Consider the following 17482-nt stretch of genomic DNA (forward strand, 5'->3'; position numbering starts at 1 on the left):
GAGTTAAAATGGCAAACGCCTGGAGCAACTGGTCTGGTTTCGTCACGGCTTCCCCGAAATCGATCGCGACGCCGGCCGACGCCGGCGAGCTGGCCGAGCTGGTGCGCTCGGCGCCCGGTCCGCTGCGCGTCGCCGGCGCCGGCCACTCCTTCACGCCGCTGGTGCAATCCGACGGCACCATCGTCTCGCTTGAGAAGATCGAAGGGCTGGTCTCGCACGAACCGGCGGCCGACAGGGCGCGGGTGGGGGCGGGCACGCGGCTCGGCGCCCTGATGCACATCCTGCAAGGCATCGGCCAGGGCCTGCCCAACATGGGCGACATCGACAAGCAGGCGATCGGCGGCGCGCTGGGCACGGCAACGCATGGCTCCGGCCCGACACTGGGCGCCTATCACACGCAGGTCGAGGCGGTGCAGCTCGTCGATGGGCGGGGCAAGCTGCGCGAATACAGCCGGGCCGACGACCCGGACATGATCCACGCCACCGGTGTCGCGCTTGGCGCCTTCGGCATCCTCACCGAAGTGACGATGAACAACATAGCGGCCTACCGCCTGCGACGCCGCAAATGGGTGCTGCCGATTGGCGACATGCTGCGCGATTTCGAAAAGATGATGGCCGCGCATCGTTCGGCCGAATTCTACTACATCCCGTTTTCCGGCTATGCGCAGTTCATTGCCAGCGACCTGAGCGATGCCGAGCCGACGCAGCGGCCGACCGAGGACGACGAGGGGGGTCTGGCGACATTGCGCAAGCTGCGCACCGTGCTGCGCCGGCTGCCATCGCTGCGCCGCGCGCTGATCAAGGGCGCGGTGAAGAAGGTGCCCTCCGAGGATTATGTGCAAGACTGGCTCAACGTCTATGTCAGCGACCGTCGAACCAAATTCAACGAGATGGAATACCACCTGCCATTCGAGGAAGGCCCCAAGGCGTTGGCCGAGATCATCGCGCTGACGGAGAAGCACTTTCCGGAAGTCTATTTCCCGATGGAGGTGCGTTCGGTGGCGCCGGACGAATTCTGGCTTTCGCCCTTCCACAAGCGACTGACCTGCTCGATCGCCATCCACCATGACGCGGCGAATGACCCGCTGCCCTTCATGCGCGCCGCCGAGCCCATCTTCCGCAAATATGGCGGCAGGCCGCATTGGGGCAAGATGCACAGCCTGAAGGCTGCGGATTTCAAGAAGCTTTATCCGCGTTGGGACGACGCGCTTGCCGTGCGCCGCGACATCGATCCCGACAACCGTTTCGTGTCGCCCTATATGGCCGGCCTGTTCGCCATCGAATGATGAGCGCCTATTTCGCTGCCCTGTCCGAGGCGTTGAAGGCAGCCGAGATCTTCCGGCCCTGCCTGGTGCTCGACCGCGACCGGCTGGACGGCAACATCGCGCTGATGAAGGAGCGGCTGGCGCCCGGCCTTGCCGTTCGGCTGGTCGACAAGTCGCTGCCTTGCATGCCGCTGCTGTCGCATATCGCGCGAGCCCTCGAAACCAATCGCTTCATGACCTTCCATCCGCCGGTGACGCAGGCCGTTCTCGACGGCTTTCCCGAGGGCGACCTGCTCTACGGCAAGCCGATGCCGGTCGGCGCTGCCAGGGCCGCGCTGACAAGAGGCGGCGCCGGCTGGTGGTCACGCGTCTGCTGGCTGATTGACACACCGGAGCGGCTGGCCGACTACGGCGCCTTGGCCGCCGCGCTCGACACCGAACTGCGCTTCGCCTTCGAGGTCGATGTCGGCCTGCATCGCGGCGGTTTTTCAAGTCCCGCCGAGATCAAGGCGCTGACGGTGCCGGAGCGCCTGCATTGCGAAGGCATCATGGCCTATGAAGCGCATGCGCCGGAGATACCGGGCCTCTTCGGCGGTGCGGCCAGGGCGCTGAAGCAGGCTTCGGCCAGGGCGGCGGAGTTCGCCGCCGCGCTCGATCCGGACCGGCGCCGCATCCTGAATATCGGCGGCTCGAAGACCGCGCTGCTGCATGGCGGCGGCGTCGCCAACGAAGTGTCGATCGGCTCGGCCTTCGTGCTGCCGAGCGACTTCGACACCCCTGGCCTTGACGGCCTCCAGCCGGCGGCCTTTGTCGCGACGCCGATCCTCAAGGCCCTCGACCCGATGCTGCCCGGTCCGCCGTCGGTTTCCAGGGCGCTGCAGGCGCTCGGCCTCTTCCCGAAGAAGGGCTGCTATCTCTATGGCGGCAAGTGGATGGCCGAACCGGTGTTCCCTGAAGGCATGAAGCCGAACGGCCTGATCGGGTTATCGTCCAATCAGCAGTTCATGGGCCTGCCGGCAGGCGCCGATGTGAAGCCCGGCGACTACGCCTTCCTGCGGCCGACGCAGAGCGAGGCGGTACTGCAGCATTTCGGGGCGATCGCGGTTTTTGCCGGCGGGCGGATCGGCGAGTTCTGGCCGGTGCTGCCGACGGGGTGAGGCGTTTCAGCGCCTCGCGGCGAGGCCGCCCTCCGCGCTCTCGTCATTTATGGTTTGCACGCGTCGCTTCGCACCTTGCTCCACCGTGGAATGACAAAGTTGTGAGGCATCCCGCTGCAGCCAATTTATTGACTCAGTCAACTAAATGGTTGATCCTGTCGAGAGCAGGAGGACTTCCCATGACCATCCACGACCACCCCGGCAAGGAGCGCATCGATACGGTGCGCGCCTTCAATCGCTTCTACACCCGCCAGATCGGCCTGCTCGACGAGGGCCTCCTGAAGAGCCCGTTCTCGCTGACCGAGGCGCGGGTGCTCTATGAGCTTGCTCATCGCGACGGGCTGGTCGCCAGCGATCTGGTGCGCGACCTCGGCCTCGACCCGGGCTATGTCAGCCGCCTCTTGAAGAAATTCGAGGAGCGTGGCCTGGTCGAGCGCGAAGCCAGCGAGGCGGACGCGCGCCGATCATCGATCGCGCTGACGCCGGCGGGGAGGCAGGCCTTCGCGCCGCTCAACCAGGATTCGCATGACCAGGTGCGCGCGCTGCTCGACCGCTTGCCGCCGGTCGACCAGGAGCGGCTGGTCAACGCCATGCGCACCGTCCAGGACCTGCTCGGGGAAGGGCCCGAACCCAAGGTGCCTTACATCCTGCGGCCGCTGCAGGTCGGCGACATCGGCTGGGTCACGCGCCGTCAGGGCATGCTCTACACCGAGGAGTATGGCTGGGACGGAACCTATGAGGCGCTGGTCGCCGAGATCCTCGCTGAGTTCGTCAAGAAATTCGATCCAAAGTGGGAGCGCGCCTGGATCGCCGAGCGCGAAGGCGAGGTGGTCGGCTCGGTCTTCGTCGTGCGCAAGTCGTCCGAGGTGGCGAAGCTGAGGCTGCTCTATGTCGAGCCGTCGGCGCGCGGCCTGGGCATCGGCCGGCGCCTGGTCGACGAGTGCATCGCCTTCGCCCGCGCCAAGGGCTACAAGACGCTGACGCTTTGGACCAACGACATACTGGGCTCGGCTCGCCGCATCTACCAGGCCGCGGGTTTCCAGCTGGTCGACGAGGAGCGCCATCATTCCTTCGGCAAGGATCTCGTCGGCCAGACCTGGGATTTGGAGCTGTAGTTCTCCCTTCTCCCGCAGCATCGGGAGAAGGGTCTCAATTGTTGATCGGCACCCGGATCTCCAACCCGCCATTGCCAGTATGTCCATCGATTCGAGCCGTAGCGTTCGAATTCCGGCGCGTCGGCTCCTCGCATTTGGCGCGCTACTGTAGCGGCGGCGCCGACAGGCAGTTTGATCGAAATTGCGCACTGGGCAATAATGAGCACCGGGCATGCCGCTGCGAGGTGGGATCGAAGCGGCAATGCGGATAGGCGGGAAGGTGGCCCGATGACGACGGCGACGGCCGATCAGGTGTTCCGGTTTGGCGGTTTCACGCTCGATCTCGCCATGGGCACGCTGCGCGGCGTGAACGAGCCGCTGTTCCTGCGCCCGAAAGCATATGCGCTGCTTTCGCATCTCGCCCGCAACATGGGTCGCGTCGTGCCGAAGTCGGAATTGATGGATGTCGTCTGGCCCGACGTTCATGTCACCGAGGATTCGCTCACCCAGTCTGTGCGCGAAATCCGCAAGGTGCTGGGCGACGACATGGTTCGCACCGTCTCTAAGCGCGGCTATATGCTGGCCGCGGAGGCTGAGGCAGCGCCCGAGATCACCACCCAGCCGATCGTTGCCGTGGTGCGCTTCCGCAACGAGAGTGGCGATCCGGCCGATGAGGCGATGGTCGACGGATTCGCTGAGGACTTGATAAACGGCATCGCGCGCTTCGGCACGGTCACGGTGCTGGCGCGGAACTCCAGCTTCTCCTTTGCTTCCTTCGGCCGCGCCGAGTGGCCGCAGATCCGCGCCCGCATCGGCGCCGACTACCTGGTCGAAGGGTCGCTGCGCCGCCAGGGCGAGCATGTCGTGGTTGCCGTCAGCCTCGTCGGCATAGCCACCGCCAGCCAACTCTGGGGCGACCGTTTCCAATCACAGGGCGACGGCCTCTTCGCAATCGAGCGCGAGATCGTCGAGCAAATCGTCAGCCGGCTGGTCACGCGTGTCGCCAATGCCGGACTGGAGCAGGCGTCGCGCAAGCCGGTCACCAGCCTAGCCGCCTATGAGCTTCTGCTGCGCGGCTTTGCGATGCTGCGCGATCCCGCCCAGACCGACCAGCGCAGCGCCGAAGCCCTATTTGAGGCCGCGATCGCTAAGGACCCGAACTACGGCCTCGCCTACACGTATCTTGGTCTTGTGCGGGCACTGGATGGCGAGTTCGGTCGCGCCAGCGACTCGGTTCTGGAAAATGCGCGCGACCTTGCCGACAAGGGCCTGGCGCTGTCGCCGGACCAGCCGACAGGACACCGCGTGCAGTCGCTGATCCGTCTCTATATGCGTGATCACGAGGCGGCCGAGCATCACATGCGCATCGCGCTGCAACTCAATCCCTACGATGCCGACAGCATCGAGCAGATGGGCATGTTGCTGACCATGCGCGGCCGGCCACTGGAAGCGCTGACCTGGCTGGCACGCGGCATTCGCATCGATCCTTTGCATCCGCACTGGTATCAGTTCGACCGCGCCTTGGCGCTCTACATGATGGGGGAATACCGGCAGGCGGCCGACGCGCTGGAGCTGGCGACGCGCCCGACGCCCTGGATTCGCACGCGGCTCGCCGCCTGCTATGCCCAGATGGGCGAGATGGAGAAGGCGCGGCGGCAAATCGCCCTCATCGAGGAGGGCGCTCTGTTTTCGCCGCTCGACTATGCGCTGCGAGGGGTGCCCTTCGAGAGCCGCGCCGATGCCGAGCATCTCGCCGAAGGCGTCAGACTTGCCCTCGGCGTGACTATTCCCGAGCCGCCTCAATCGACGACCACCACGATATAGCGGCCCTGATAGAGCCGGTAGTAGGTGCCGCTGCAGCGCCAGACGTCGAAGCCGTTGACCTTGGTGCGCACGCAGCCGGCAGGCAGGGTCGCGACCCAGGCCGTGGTGTGCCGCAGCACGCGCCACGTGGCGGTGCGGCGGGCAACACCGGCTGCGCTGCGTGGCGTCCAGGGCGCTCCGATGCGGGCCTCGGCAGCGCTGACGAGCGACAGTGTCGGCGCCGAGGTGCCGACGATCTCGACGGCGGTGGTAGCGAGGGCGAGCAGGGCCGCGGCCGCGCGGTATTTCTTGAGCGATTGCATGGGCATGTTGGTTTCTCCAGATGTTGAGGTGAAGTCTAGTGGGAGGACTGAGCGGCAAGCCGGGCCGAGCCCGCCAGCGCCGCCAGGTGAGCAACCGCGAACAGAAAGTGCGCCGCGGTTGTGACGTAGCCGACGACGAGCACATCGGCGGCGATGAAGAACTGCCAGAACAGGAGATTTGCCGTTCCGAGCAGCACATGCACGGCAGCCAGGAAGGCGTGCCAATTGCGGGAGTAGGCGATGCGCCAGAGCGTCACGCCGATGATCAGTGCAAGCCCGTGCGCCTCGATGAAGCCGATGCCGGTGCCTGGCGCATCGCCTAGCAGGATCGCTTCCGGGCCCCGCCCGAAGAAGGAGCCGGCGATATCGGTGAAAAGCCCGCCGGCCGAGGCCAGCATCAGGAAGCCGGCGTTGAAGCGAACAAGCAGATTTCCGTGGAAGAGGGACATGATCGTTCCTTTCGGGGTTGGGAGTGATCACGGCGGTGCGCCGTGATCTGTCGGGTTGCGTTGCCGGCTCAAGCCGCTACGGCCTGCGGTTGGTTGGCGGGCTCGGCTGCTGCCGCCGTCGCCGTCGGCGCCTTGATGCCGAACCAGGTGACGTAGAGCGTCGGCAGGAAGACCAGCGTCAGCACGGTCGCCACCATTAGTCCGCCCATCACGGCGTAAGCCATCGGTCCCCAGAACACCGTCGGCGCGATCGGGATCATGCCGAGGATGGCGGCCGCCGCCGTAAGCAGGATCGGCCGCAGCCGATGCGTGGTGGCGCTGATCACCGCGGCCCAGGGCTCTTCGCCGGCGGCAATGTGCTGGTCGATCTGTGCGATTAGGATGACCGAGTTGCGGATCACCATGCCGATCAGTGACATCACGCCGAGGATGGCGACGAAGCCCATCGGAGCACCTGACAGGAGCAGGGCGCCAGCAACGCCGATGATGGCGAGCGGCGCGGTGAGCAGCACCAGCACGAGGCGCTGAAAACTCATCAGCTGGATCATCAGCACCGTCGCCATGATGAACAGCATCAGCGGAAAGACCACGAAAATGCTGGCCTGCGCCTTGGCGCTGTCCTCGATCACGCCGCCCTGTTCGACGCTGTAGCGCACCGGCAGCTCCGCCTTGAATCCAGCGATCGCCTTCTGCAGCCGCTTCGAGACGACGGTGGCGTTCTCGCCGGGCGCGACGTCGGCCTGCACCGTCACGGTCGGCAGGCGGCCACGGCGCCAGATCAGCGGCGGCTCGGTCTGGTAGCTGAGCTTCGCCACCTGCTCGAGCGGCACGCGCCGTCCGCCCGACGCGCTGATCGTCAGGCCGCGCAGCGTGTCGATGCTGGCGCGTTCCGAATCCACGGCGCGGGCGACGATGTCGACGAGATAGGTATGGTCGCGCATCTGGGTGATCTTCGAGCCGGACAGGATCGCGTTGATCGTCTCCGACAGCTGCTGCGAGGAGATGCCCAGAGCGCGCGCCCGGTCCTGATCGACCTCGACCTTGATGACCTTGGCCGGCTCGTTCCAGTCGTAGTTGATATTGCGCACCGCGGCGTCGCTGCCCAGCACCTGCGCAAACTGCTGCGCAAGGCTGCGTGTCTTGTCCGGGTCCGGACCCGAGACGCGGAACTTCAGCGGCCAGCCGACGGGCGGCCCCAACTCCAGCGGCGTGACGCGGGCCATGACGTCGTCGAAACCGGTCGACAGCTCGCGCTCCAGCCGGTCGATCACCGCCTGGCGCACGGCGTGGCCCTTGGTGACGACCACGGCCTGGGCGAAGAAGTCATTGGCAAGCTGCGCGTCGAGCGGCAGGTAGAAACGCACTGCGCCCTGGCCGACATAGAAGCTCCAATGGTCGATGCCGGGATCGGAAGCGAGCAGCTTTTCGACGCGCTCAACGACTGCGTCCGTCGCCTTAATCGAAGCGGTGCGGGGCAAGGTGAGGTCGAGCATCACCTCGGGCCGATCCGACTTCGGGAAGAACTCCTGGCCGACAAAGCCCATGGCCACGACCGCGAGCGCGAACAGGCCCGCGGTCGCCGACAACACCAGCCACTTCGCCCGCATCGCGGCTTCAAGCAACGCCTGGAAGCCGCGGGCGATGCGCGATGGCTGATGGCTGCCGCCATGGCCCTTGATGCGATCGGGCAGCAGGAAGACGCCGGTCAGCGGCGTGAACAGCACCGCCACTACCCAGGACACGACGAGCGCGATGGCGACGACCGCGAACAGCGAGAAGCAGTATTCGCCCGCGCCGCTCTTGGCGAAGCCCACCGGCACGAAGCCGGCGATCGTCACCACCGTACCGGTCAGCATCGGAAAGGCGGTCGAGGTATAAGCGTAGGTCGCGGCCGAGATCTTGTCGTAGCCTTCCTCCATACGGGCGATCATCATCTCGACCGCAATCATGGCGTCGTCGACCAGGAGGCCGAGCGCGATGATCAGCGCACCGAGCGAGATGCGCTGCAAGGAGATGCCGAAATACTCCATCGTGACGAAGGTGATTGCCAGCACCAGCGGGATGGCGACGGCCACAACGACACCCGGACGCCAGCCGAGCGCTAAGAGCGACACGGCAAGCACGATGGCGATCGCTTCGCCGAGGCTCTTGGTGAACTCGCCGACGGATTCTTCGACCACGTGCGACTGGTCGGCGACCATGCCAAGCTCGGCGCCAAGCGGCAGCTCGGCCTCCATCTCGTGCATCTTCTCCTTGACGTTTTCGCCCAGCGCCAGCGCGTCGCCGCCGGCCGTCATCGACACAGCGATACCGACTGCGGGCTTGCCGTTGAAGCGGAACATCGGCTGCGGCGGGTCGGAATAGGCGCGCTTGACCTCGGCGACGTCACCCAGCCGGAAGTAATGGCCGTTGGCGTAGAAGTTGATCGCCTTTAGGCTCTCTTCCGAGGTGAAGGAGCCGGACACGCGGATGGCAATGCGCTCTGGGCCGGCATCGACCGTGCCGCTCGGCGTCAGCGCGTTCTGCGCTTGCAGCGCCTGCGTCAGCGTGCCGACGTCGAGACCGAGCGCCGCCACCTTCTGCGTCGAGAATTCGAGATAGATCTTCTCATCCTGCTGGCCGATCAGGTCGACCTTGGCGACGTCCTTCACGGTGAGCAGCCCGGCACGCAGGCTGGTCGCCATGTCCTTCAGCTCGCGATGGCTGAGACTGTCGGAGGTGAGCGCGTAGATCAGCGAATAGGTGTCCCCGAACTCGTCGTTGAAGAACGGGCCCTGCACGCCGGATGGCAGCGTCGGCTTGATGTCGTTGAGCTTCTTGCGCACCTGGTACCAGGGCGGCTGCACCTGGTCGCCGGCGACGGTATCCTTCAGGTTGACGAAGACGACGGATTCGCCGGGCTTGGTGTAGCTCTTGACGTAGTCGAGATCGGGCAGCTCCTCGAGCTTCTTCTCGACGCGGTCGGTGATCTGCTCGACTGTGTCGCTGGTGCTGGCGCCCGGCCACATCGTCTTCACCACCATGGTCTTGATGGTGAAGGGCGGGTCCTCCTCGCGGCCGAGACCGCGATAGGCGTAAAGGCCGGCAAGGGCTGCCGCGATCATCAGGTAGACGATGAAGCTGCGGTGGCGCAGCGCCCATTCGGAAAGATTGAAGCTGCTCATGACAAAATCCCTCTCTCAGCGCGCGCGAAGGCGCGTTCCGCCGGCTTCTGCCGGCTGGCGAAACAAGTGAAGACTGGGTTTCGGTCAGCGCCCGCTGTTTGGCGGGCACTGTTCAGGCCAGGCTGTGCATGGTGCCCGGCACGCGGTAGGGCGCACGCTCCGCTGTCCTCGGCTTGATGGCGAGACCGGTGAGATAGCGCTGGAAGCTGGCGGCCTCCTGCAGCGGCGATGCAAGTGCAACATGCCCGTCCGGCCTCACCAGATAGGCGGCGTCGCGCTGCAGGCCGGCTTTCGCCGCTGCTTCAGACCAGGCGAAGGCGTGCACCGGAACGCCGGTCGATGCCAGCATGGCCCGGAACTCGGCATTGGCCTCGCCATAGACATGCACCTGCCAGTCGAGCGAGCGCAGCGGCTCGAAATTGTCGCTACCTGGCATCGGCACATAGGGCAGGCGGTCGCCGCCGCTGATCTTGCCAGCTGTGCCCGAACTGATCGGGCCGGCGCGGTACTGGATCGCCGCCTGCGAGATGACGCCGAAGAAGGCGCGCGAACCATATGACGTCTGCAGCGCGATGTTCAGGATCTTCGGCATCAGATAGCGCCGGAACAGGCCGACGAGCCGCGAGCGGCTGGTGGCGATGCGGAAGGCCTGGTCCGTGCTCTCGATCAGCCTGTGGGCGAAGGCGATACGCTCCGGCTCGTAGCTGTCGAGCAGGCGCCGATCGGCTCGGCCCTGCACCACGGCGGCGAGCTTCCAGGCAAGGTTCACCGCGTCACCCATGCCGGTGTTCATGCCCTGGCCGCCGGCCGGACTATGGATGTGGCCGGCATCGCCGCAGAGGAACACCCGGCCAACGCGAAAATTCTCGGCGACGCGGTGATGGACCCGGTAGGTCGAGAACCAGTTGACCTCGTCGACGGTCACGCCAGTGTCGCGCTCGACGTCGGCGCGGATCGCCTCGAAGCTGATCGTCTCGTCCGCCTCATGCGCCTTCGGCACGATACCGATCAGCCGGATCGAGCCCGACTGCCTCACCGGCATGACGATGGCGAAACCGTAAGTGCTGATGGTCGTGTCCATGCCATTGCGCGTGATGTCGCCCCGGCCTTTCACGTCGGCGACATAGAAGGACTGTTCATAGGCGCCGCCGGGGAAGCCGATATTGAGCCCATGCCGCACGGCGCTGTGGGCGCCGTCGCAACCGGCGAGGTAGTCGGCGACGACGGTCTCCGTCTGGCCTTCTTTGCTCAGCGTCGCGATGACCGCATGGCCCTTGTCTTGGAACGCGACCAGCTCGGTGCCGCGTTCGACCTCGACGCCGGCGCGCTCCAGATGCTTGATCAGCACGCGTTCGTGGATGTCCTGCGGCAGCGCGAAGGCGAAGGAATAAGGGCTGATGCGGCGGCCGAAATCGGCCAGCGGCAGCCTTGCAGCGACGCCGGCCGGCGTGTGCACAGTGAGCTGCTCGATCTTCAGGCCGGCTTCGAGCACGTCATCGACGATGCCGATCTGGCGGTGGAACTCCAGCGTGCGCGCCTGGACGGCGAGCGCCCGCGAGGTCTCCCCCGGAGCGGTGGCCTTGTCGAAGACGCGCACGGGAACGCCAAGCCTGGTGAGCCAGAGCGCCAGCGTGAGGCCGGTCGGGCCGGCGCCGGCGATAAGGACCTTCGTCTTGGACATGGTCATTTTCCTTCTCCCTCAACGATACGGACTTTTTCGTGTTCCCGCAGCCGGTTTACGCCGGCGGTGACGACCAGATCGCCCTTGGCGAGCCCCTCGCTGACCACCACCCGATCGGTCTCGTAGCGGGCGACCGTGACGGGTTTGAGCTCGACAGCCGACGAGGCTGACACCACCCAGACGGCGGGCTGGCCACCCTTGTCGAAGAGCGCGCTGCCGGGCAGCTGCACGACTGGCGCACCCGCAATCTCGACGCGGCCGGCGACACTTGCGCCGAAGCGCATCTCATCCGGCGCGTTCTCGAGCGACACCTTCACCTGGAAGGTGCGGGTGGCAGCGTCGGCCATCGGCGCGATTTCGCGAACCGTGCCGGTCGTCGAGATTGCAGGATTGCTGAGCAGCGAGACGGTGACTGCGGGAATCTCTCGGCCGCCCCTTTCGCTGGCAAAGGCGGCTTCCGCGATCGAGAACACCGCGTCGCGGTTGCTCGGATCAGCAAGGCGTACCACCATCTGCCCGACATTGACCGACTGCCCGGCTTCTGCGCCGGTGGCGGTGACGATGCCATCGAACTCCGCACGCAGCTCGGTATAGCTGAGCTGGTCCTTGGCCATCGCGAAGGCGATGTTCGCTGATTTCAGCTTGGCCTCGGCCGAGCGCAGATTCTTCAGCGTCGCGTCGTGATTGGCGCGTGTCGTGAAACCCTTGGCGAGCAGGGCGCTGATGCGCGCTTCGGCAGCGCTGGCTTCGACCAGCACGGCCTGGGCCGCTGCGACATCGGCCTCGGCACTGGCCAGCCGATTGCGATAATCCTGGTCGTCGATGCGGGCGAGAATCTCGCCCTTCTTCACCGTCGCGCCAACCTCGGCGCTACGCTGGATGAGCTTGCCGGAAATGCGAAAACCGAGATCACTCTCCAGCCGCGGCTCGATCTCGCCGATGGCGACGCGGTTTTCCGCAACCGGGGCCGGCGAGACCGAAACTGCCTTGACCAGCTTTGTGTCGGGCGTGGCCGGCGCGACGTTCGAAGCTTCGCTGCTGGCGCCATGCCATACCATGGCGGCGCTGCAGGCAAGAGCGGCGATCGAGCCGGCGACGAGGCGGCGCATCAGTGGCTTGTTACGAAAAAGTGCGGCAATCATGTTGTCTCCATGCCCAAGATTGCGGCCGCGCTTGGGAGGACGCGGCAGGCTGAAAATCGTGCTGGCTGTGAGGCAAACCGGGGTTTCGGCTGTCTTGCGCCGGCCAGAAGGTTTTGCAATTTCGACGGCGCGAAATCCCGAACGGTTTCTGAAAATTTTCCGATGTTTGGGTGAGATGCCGTGGGGGATCGCCGGTGCCGGCGCTCAGACCGTCCAGAAATAGCGTACGATGTGGAAGAAGATCGGCGCGGCGAAGACCAGGCTGTCAGTGCGGTCGAGCATGCCGCCATGGCCTTCGATCAGATGGCCCCAGTCCTTGACGCCCTGGTCGCGCTTGATCGCCGAGGCGACGAGGCCGCCGAGAAATCCCATCGTGCAGGCGACGAAGGCGACGGCCGAGGCCTGCAGCGGCGAGAAGGGCGTGATGAAGGAGAGTAGTGCCCCGAGCAGGCTCGACGCGACCAACCCGCCGATCAGCCCCTCCCAGGTTTTCGACGGCGAGACGTTCGGCGAGAAGCGGTGTTTTCCGAACAGCTTGCCGAAGATGTATTGCAGGACGTCGCTGCCCTGCACGACGATGATCAGGAAGGCGATGAGCAGAAGGTTGCGGTCTTCGAAACCCGGCACGTTGAGCGTCAGCAACGCAGGGACATGGCTGACGCAATAGACCGAGATCATGATCGCCCACTGCTGCGCCGAGACCCGCTCCAGAAACCGTTCCGTGTCGCCGTGCAGCGCCGTGATCGCCGGCATCAGCAGGAAGCAGTAGACCGGAATGAAGATGACGAAGAGGCCGTACCAGGCGGTCCACACCAGCCAGTACTGGAAGGGGATGACGATGCCGAACATGCCGAGCAATACCCAGTGGTCGCTGCGCCGGCTGTGCGTCAGCGTCACGAATTCACGCAGCGCCGCGAACGAGATCAGCGCGAACAGGATGGTCATGCCGTAACGGCCGAAGAAGAAGGCGACCGTCATCAGCGCCACCATCACCCACCAGGCGTTGACGCGCTGCGTGAGGTTGACCAGTGTCGAACTGAGCGGCTTCGGCGCGCGCATCGAAAGGATACCGGCGGTGACGCTGGCGGTGCTCAGCACCACGAAAAGGCCGATGATGAGAATGCTGATTTCGTGGCGCATCAATCGTCTCGGTCGGGGCGCGGATTGAGCGCCAGAAGCTCGGCGCGGGCGCGCTGGAGGAAGGCGCGCCGCTCTTCGCCCGGCCCCACAACGACGGGCGCGCCGAAGACGACGCGGCAAAGCAGCGGCACAGGCAGGAACTGGCCCTTGGGCAGCACGCGCGACATGTTCTCGATCCAGCAGGGGATCAGCTCGACGTCGGGCCGCGCCATCGACAGATTGTAGAGGCCGGAACGAAAAGGCAGCAGCTCGTCGCTGGTGTTGCGGGTACCTTCGGGGAAGATGATCAGCGAATGACCCTGGTCGAGCACGGAGAGCATGATCGAGATCGGGTGCTCCGCTTCGCTCGTCCAGGTCCGACTGATCAGCACGGAAGACAACATGTCCTGCGCGATAAAGCGGCGAAGCCGCGACTTGCCCCAATATTCGGCCGCGGCGATGGCGTGCGTCTTGGCACGCTCCGTCTCGCTGAGGCAGGCCGAGAGCAGGATGAAATCGCCGTGGCTGGTGTGGTTGGCGAAATAGATGCGCTGCCGGTCGGATGGCTCGCTGCCGCTCCAGATCGGCCGCACGCCGGTGACCGCCCATGCCATCGCCGACAGGCCGACCGAGGTTACGGTCTGCAACAGCGTGTAGGTGCGCAGCGAAAGCTTGCTCATCTCGGCATCCAGAATCCGGCGGTGAGGAACGCGACGACGAAGACCGCGAAGGCTATCCGCTGCCGGGCCAGCAGGCGGCGTGTTCCGGCGATGCGATCGTCGAGCGGGCGTGGCGTGGCCGGGGCGGGCTTCAACCGCATGCGCGCCAGCATGTCGTCGACCGCGGCGCCTCCTGATATCTCGTCGCCATGCGTCGCCATCAGCCGGAACAGCAGAGCATCGAAGACGAGAAGCGCCGAGAACCCGAGCACCACCACCGCGCTCGCCGCCGCAACGAGCAACGCCAGCACCGCAAGCGGCGCTTGGAACGCGCCGCGCGTCGAGGCGACCAGCGGCGCGATGCTGTCGCCGGCGATCACGATCGCGGCCGGCCATGCCGCCTGCTTGACCAGCATGGCGGCGAAGGCGGCCGTCTTGCGCTGATAGGCGTCGTCGCTCATGCCGGCTCGTCCAGTCCGAGCTGAAGATGCACCGGCCGGCCGGAAGCGGCGAGCTGCTTGCGCGCCTGCGCCGGAGTGTGCGAGCGGCCGCTGGCAACCAGCCAGCGGGCGACGACTGTGGCGCTGCGCTGAAAACCGAGCGCGCAGCAGACCAGCACAGTGCCCTGCCGGCGCGCCGGCTCGATTGCCGCCACCGCCTCGTCGAGCGTCTCCGCGGGCGGCGGCAGAAGATCGAGCATGGGAAAGCCGATCCAGCGGCCCGGCGCGTCACGCGGCCGCTCCAGCTCGGCGGCAAGATCGATGACCGTGCCGAAGGCGTGTGCTTCGGCAGCGTCGGGAAATCGCCCTAGAAAGACACCGTCGATGACGGCAACCACCGGCGGTAGCCTGCGCGTCCAGGCCCAGACATTGACCCTGGCGCCCAGCCGGTATGGCCAGAGCAGGATGCGGCTTGCCAGCGACACGCGGCCGTCCGCTGTCTTCTGGAATACTTTTGGCCCGGCTCCGGCATAGCCGAAAGCGACGATGGCCAGTGCAAGTGCCGGCCACAAAAGGATAAGCGCGAGCGCCGAGAAGAAGGCGCCGATGGCTGCACCGGCGAGCGCCAGGGCGGCGCCCAGCGCGTAGCAGAGCGAAAGCCGCCGCGCCTTGCCGTCTGCAGTCAGACGGAAGCCGGCGAAGGGCAGCTCGCCCCGGGCCGGAAACAGCCACAGCGCGAAGAAGCCGAGTAGCGCGCCGGTCGGGATATCGATGAAATGGTGCTGCCAGGTTGTCAGCACCGAGGCGCCGATCAGGAAGCACCAAACGTGCCAGAGCGTGAGCAGGAGGCCCGAAAGGCGCTGGCGCCAATGATCCCAGATGATCGCCAGCAATGCGATATGCAGGGACGGCGCCTGGTTGAACGGCTTGTCGAAGCCGCCGAGCACGGCAAACATGAAGCCGGGCAGGCCGGTCGTCGCCGGCCGCACAAAGGTGGCGGTCAGCGGAAACAGGATGAAGCAGGAGACGGCGACGACCTGCGCGGTGAGGTAGCGGCCAGCCAGCCGGTTCACGCCCTGCCGGCTGTCGTTGAGCAGCAGCGACAGGGCGTAGAAGAGGTTGATCGACCAATAGGGCACGATCGTCCAGGCAAGGAATGGAACGTGATGTTCCCACGAGAACACGATGCTGCCGACTTGATTGCGTTTCGAGGCCAGCCAGTTGGCGAAGCCATAGGTCGAATAGAAGAACGGCGCGAGGAAGGCGAGCCACAGCGCCGCCCGAAGGACGACACGTCCGTAGGGTTCGGCGGCTGCGCTGGCTGAAAGTGGCGGGGGCTCGGCGCTGGCGGGCATGCGTGGACGGTCCTAAACCCGCCTTGCCAGCGAGACGGTGAAGATACCCCATTGGTCGATGCGCTGGTCGAGCTTCTCGAAGCCGGCGGCTTCGACCAGCTGGTCCATCTCGGCTTGCGTGCGCCGCCGCATGACCCAGGCCTGGCCGCCGCGATGCGAAGTCAGGCTGCGGGCGATCATCTCGAGCTGCGGGTGCCAGGGCTGGTTGGTGTAGATCAGCAAGCTGCCCGGCTGCATCGCCTGGGCTAAGCCGCCGAGCGAGCGGGCGATCAACGCATTATCCGAGAAGAGCTCGTAAAGGCCGGAGACGATGGCAAGATCCGGCGCCGGGTTCAGCGCGGCCAACCCGGCGTCGTCAAAGGCGTCGGCGCGCCGGAACGAGACGCCGGCCGGCAATTGCCGATCGGCGATCAGCTTGCGGCCGAGTTCGACATTGATGTCGGAATAGTCCTGCAGCCGCACGCTGGCCGGCTGCTCGGCGCTCTTGCCGACGGCGTCGAGCACGTAGCGGCCGTGCCCGGCGGCTATGTCGATTATGTGGCCTGGACGTCCGGCCGCCTTCAGCGTTGCCAGCGCCGAACCGATCAGCTCCTCGAGGTTGAGCTTGCGCTGGCGGATGCCGCGCCAGCCGATGGCGTCGAGAAAAGTCCTGTCGACCATGCGGCCGATTGGCCCGAGGCCACGCGCCTCGTTCTCGTAGACATAGTCCAGCGTCGAGCCGGAATCGAAACCGGTGCCGACGCCGATCTTCATGCCGCGCGAGAACCAGCTGCCGATGCGGATGAAGGCGCGGCTCATGGCCCAATAGAGGCCCCTGGGCGACAGAAGATCCAGCGGCGAGGCGAGCCTGTCGGCCTCGTCGCGCGTGTAGCCGGCGATGTCCGCCTGCTTCAGGTCGATGGCTTCGGCCGGCGAAGCAAATTGCCCTTCGATGAACGGCCGGATCAGGTCGAGCGCCTTGGCGCGGTCGCGCTCGCCGAGCGTATCGTGGAAGAAGCCCGGCAGCACATGCCGCTCCTTCACGCGGCTGCCGAGATTGACGAAGAAATCGTGCTGCGGGCCGTGCCGCACCACCCAATCGCTGCCGGACAAAAGAAGCTGCGTCGGCACGGTGATGGCGCGGGCGTCGGAGACGATGCGCGCCGCATGCTGGTAGAGCTCGACCAGGATATTGGAAGCGATCGGACGCGTGATCAGCGGATCGTTCTCGAAGGAGGCGATGCGCACCGGGTCATGGGTGAGCAGGCTCGCCTTGACATAGGAATTGACGAAGAAGCGCCCGTTGATCCTCTGCCATAGCGCGATGCCTTCCTTGGCGAAGGGCACATAGAGCTTGACCGAGAATGCCGGCGAGGCAAGCACCATGGCGCGCAGTTTCGGCGCATAGTCATGCATCCAGGCGGCGGCGAGCACCGCGCCGAAGGATTGCGCGATGAGCGCCATGTCCTGTGCGCCAAAGCCGTCCTTGGCGGCGATCTCGCGCATGAAACAGTCGATATCGCGCACCAGCGCCGCGAAGGACGGCGCATAGCCGCGCTCGCCGGCGGAGCGGCCATTGCCACGCGCATCCCAGGCATAGAAGGCGTAATGCGGCATTCGCAATTCATCGACCAGATGCGCCATGCGGCCGCCATGCTCGTGGCCGCGATGGAAAAGCACGACCGCGCCTTTGGCCTCGGCAGATGCGGCCGGCCAGAAACGGTAGAAAATCTCCGTGCCGTCATGGCTGTGGAAGCTGCGTTCCTGCGCCTGCCGCGTAAGGCTTTCCGCCGGCGCGGCGGCGATCTCTTCGTGAAGCATGCTGTTCCCCTCGTCCGGCATGGCGAGCCTC

At 65.8% G+C, this 17482-nt stretch carries 14 protein-coding genes; 4 read left to right on the forward strand and 10 right to left on the reverse strand.

Translation table 11 applies throughout. The annotated features are described in order from the left end of the window. Window positions 1-8 precede the first annotated feature (8 nt). The 4 genes from EJ068_RS29345 (at window position 9) to EJ068_RS29360 (ending at window position 5340) form a co-directional block, all read left to right on the forward strand. A complete protein-coding gene (locus EJ068_RS29345; protein ID WP_127251613.1) occupies window positions 9-1286 on the forward strand; it encodes a D-arabinono-1,4-lactone oxidase in 1278 nt (425 codons plus the stop codon). Beyond that, window positions 1286-2422, forward strand: coding sequence for an alanine racemase (locus tag EJ068_RS29350; protein WP_189342143.1), 1137 nt, complete (start codon window positions 1286-1288; stop codon window positions 2420-2422). The genes EJ068_RS29345 and EJ068_RS29350 overlap by 1 nt, the downstream gene beginning before the upstream one ends. 179 nt (window positions 2423-2601) lie before the next feature. Next, complete coding sequence (locus EJ068_RS29355) at window positions 2602-3537, forward strand: bifunctional helix-turn-helix transcriptional regulator/GNAT family N-acetyltransferase (RefSeq protein ID WP_127251611.1); 936 nt, start codon at window positions 2602-2604, stop codon at window positions 3535-3537. Window positions 3538-3804: 267 nt separating this feature from the next. Further along, window positions 3805-5340: a winged helix-turn-helix domain-containing protein gene (locus EJ068_RS29360; protein ID WP_127251610.1), complete on the forward strand. Its 1536-nt coding sequence runs from the start codon at window positions 3805-3807 to the stop codon at window positions 5338-5340. On the opposite strand, the gene EJ068_RS29365 is transcribed toward EJ068_RS29360, so the two are convergent. The 10 genes from EJ068_RS29365 to EJ068_RS29410 form a co-directional block, all read right to left on the reverse strand. After that, window positions 5316-5648, reverse strand: a complete 333-nt coding sequence (locus tag EJ068_RS29365) for a hypothetical protein (protein WP_245463276.1) — start codon at window positions 5646-5648, stop codon at window positions 5316-5318. The genes EJ068_RS29360 and EJ068_RS29365 overlap by 25 nt on opposite strands. A gap of 29 nt (window positions 5649-5677) precedes the next feature. Beyond that, window positions 5678-6091: a hypothetical protein gene (locus EJ068_RS29370; protein WP_189342029.1), complete on the reverse strand. Its 414-nt coding sequence runs from the start codon at window positions 6089-6091 to the stop codon at window positions 5678-5680. Window positions 6092-6159: 68 nt separating this feature from the next. Next, window positions 6160-9255, reverse strand: a complete 3096-nt coding sequence (locus EJ068_RS29375) for an efflux RND transporter permease subunit (protein WP_127251609.1) — start codon at window positions 9253-9255, stop codon at window positions 6160-6162. Window positions 9256-9367: 112 nt separating this feature from the next. Continuing rightward, window positions 9368-10936 carry an FAD-dependent monooxygenase gene (locus EJ068_RS29380; RefSeq protein ID WP_127251608.1) on the reverse strand — a complete coding sequence of 523 codons (1569 nt, stop codon included), beginning with the start codon at window positions 10934-10936 and terminating at the stop codon, window positions 9368-9370. 2 nt (window positions 10937-10938) lie between these two features. Continuing rightward, a complete protein-coding gene (locus EJ068_RS29385) occupies window positions 10939-12078 on the reverse strand; it encodes an efflux RND transporter periplasmic adaptor subunit (RefSeq protein ID WP_245463277.1) in 1140 nt (379 codons plus the stop codon). A gap of 204 nt (window positions 12079-12282) precedes the next feature. After that, the gene (locus tag EJ068_RS29390; RefSeq protein WP_127251607.1) at window positions 12283-13218 is read right to left on the reverse strand and encodes a phosphatidate cytidylyltransferase; all 936 of its coding nucleotides are present in this window, start codon (window positions 13216-13218) and stop codon (window positions 12283-12285) included. Then, a complete protein-coding gene (locus EJ068_RS29395; RefSeq protein ID WP_126083182.1) occupies window positions 13218-13877 on the reverse strand; it encodes a lysophospholipid acyltransferase family protein in 660 nt (219 codons plus the stop codon). Before EJ068_RS29395 ends, EJ068_RS29390 begins: the two co-directional genes overlap by 1 nt. Continuing rightward, on the reverse strand, window positions 13874-14317 hold the full coding sequence (locus EJ068_RS29400; RefSeq protein WP_126083181.1) for a hypothetical protein: 444 nt from the start codon (window positions 14315-14317) through the stop codon (window positions 13874-13876). Before EJ068_RS29400 ends, EJ068_RS29395 begins: the two co-directional genes overlap by 4 nt. Further along, entirely contained in the window at window positions 14314-15651 is a 1338-nt protein-coding gene (locus EJ068_RS29405; RefSeq protein ID WP_126083180.1) for a phosphatase PAP2/dual specificity phosphatase family protein, read from the reverse strand. Before EJ068_RS29405 ends, EJ068_RS29400 begins: the two co-directional genes overlap by 4 nt. A 12-nt stretch (window positions 15652-15663) precedes the next feature. Continuing rightward, window positions 15664-17451: a bifunctional alpha/beta hydrolase/class I SAM-dependent methyltransferase gene (locus EJ068_RS29410; protein ID WP_189439047.1), complete on the reverse strand. Its 1788-nt coding sequence runs from the start codon at window positions 17449-17451 to the stop codon at window positions 15664-15666. Between the last annotated feature and the right edge of the window lie 31 nt (window positions 17452-17482).

Origin of the sequence: Mesorhizobium sp. M2A.F.Ca.ET.043.02.1.1 (assembly GCF_003952405.1) — a bacterium.
Classification (GTDB): Bacteria; Pseudomonadota; Alphaproteobacteria; order Rhizobiales; family Rhizobiaceae; genus Mesorhizobium.

Coding starts and splice junctions, on each gene's coding strand:
- EJ068_RS29365 (WP_245463276.1), bottom strand. CDS start 5,648: ATGCCCATGCAATCGCTCAAGAAATACCGCGCGGCCGCGGCCCTGCTC.
- EJ068_RS29400 (WP_126083181.1), bottom strand. CDS start 14,317: ATGAGCGACGACGCCTATCAGCGCAAGACGGCCGCCTTCGCCGCCATG.
- EJ068_RS29385 (WP_245463277.1), bottom strand. CDS start 12,078: ATGATTGCCGCACTTTTTCGTAACAAGCCACTGATGCGCCGCCTCGTC.
- EJ068_RS29345 (WP_127251613.1), top strand. CDS start 9: ATGGCAAACGCCTGGAGCAACTGGTCTGGTTTCGTCACGGCTTCCCCG.
- EJ068_RS29395 (WP_126083182.1), bottom strand. CDS start 13,877: ATGAGCAAGCTTTCGCTGCGCACCTACACGCTGTTGCAGACCGTAACC.
- EJ068_RS29390 (WP_127251607.1), bottom strand. CDS start 13,218: ATGCGCCACGAAATCAGCATTCTCATCATCGGCCTTTTCGTGGTGCTG.
- EJ068_RS29375 (WP_127251609.1), bottom strand. CDS start 9,255: ATGAGCAGCTTCAATCTTTCCGAATGGGCGCTGCGCCACCGCAGCTTC.
- EJ068_RS29410 (WP_189439047.1), bottom strand. CDS start 17,451: ATGCTTCACGAAGAGATCGCCGCCGCGCCGGCGGAAAGCCTTACGCGG.
- EJ068_RS29380 (WP_127251608.1), bottom strand. CDS start 10,936: ATGTCCAAGACGAAGGTCCTTATCGCCGGCGCCGGCCCGACCGGCCTC.
- EJ068_RS29405 (WP_126083180.1), bottom strand. CDS start 15,651: ATGCCCGCCAGCGCCGAGCCCCCGCCACTTTCAGCCAGCGCAGCCGCC.
- EJ068_RS29370 (WP_189342029.1), bottom strand. CDS start 6,091: ATGTCCCTCTTCCACGGAAATCTGCTTGTTCGCTTCAACGCCGGCTTC.
- EJ068_RS29355 (WP_127251611.1), top strand. CDS start 2,602: ATGACCATCCACGACCACCCCGGCAAGGAGCGCATCGATACGGTGCGC.
- EJ068_RS29360 (WP_127251610.1), top strand. CDS start 3,805: ATGACGACGGCGACGGCCGATCAGGTGTTCCGGTTTGGCGGTTTCACG.
- EJ068_RS29350 (WP_189342143.1), top strand. CDS start 1,286: ATGAGCGCCTATTTCGCTGCCCTGTCCGAGGCGTTGAAGGCAGCCGAG.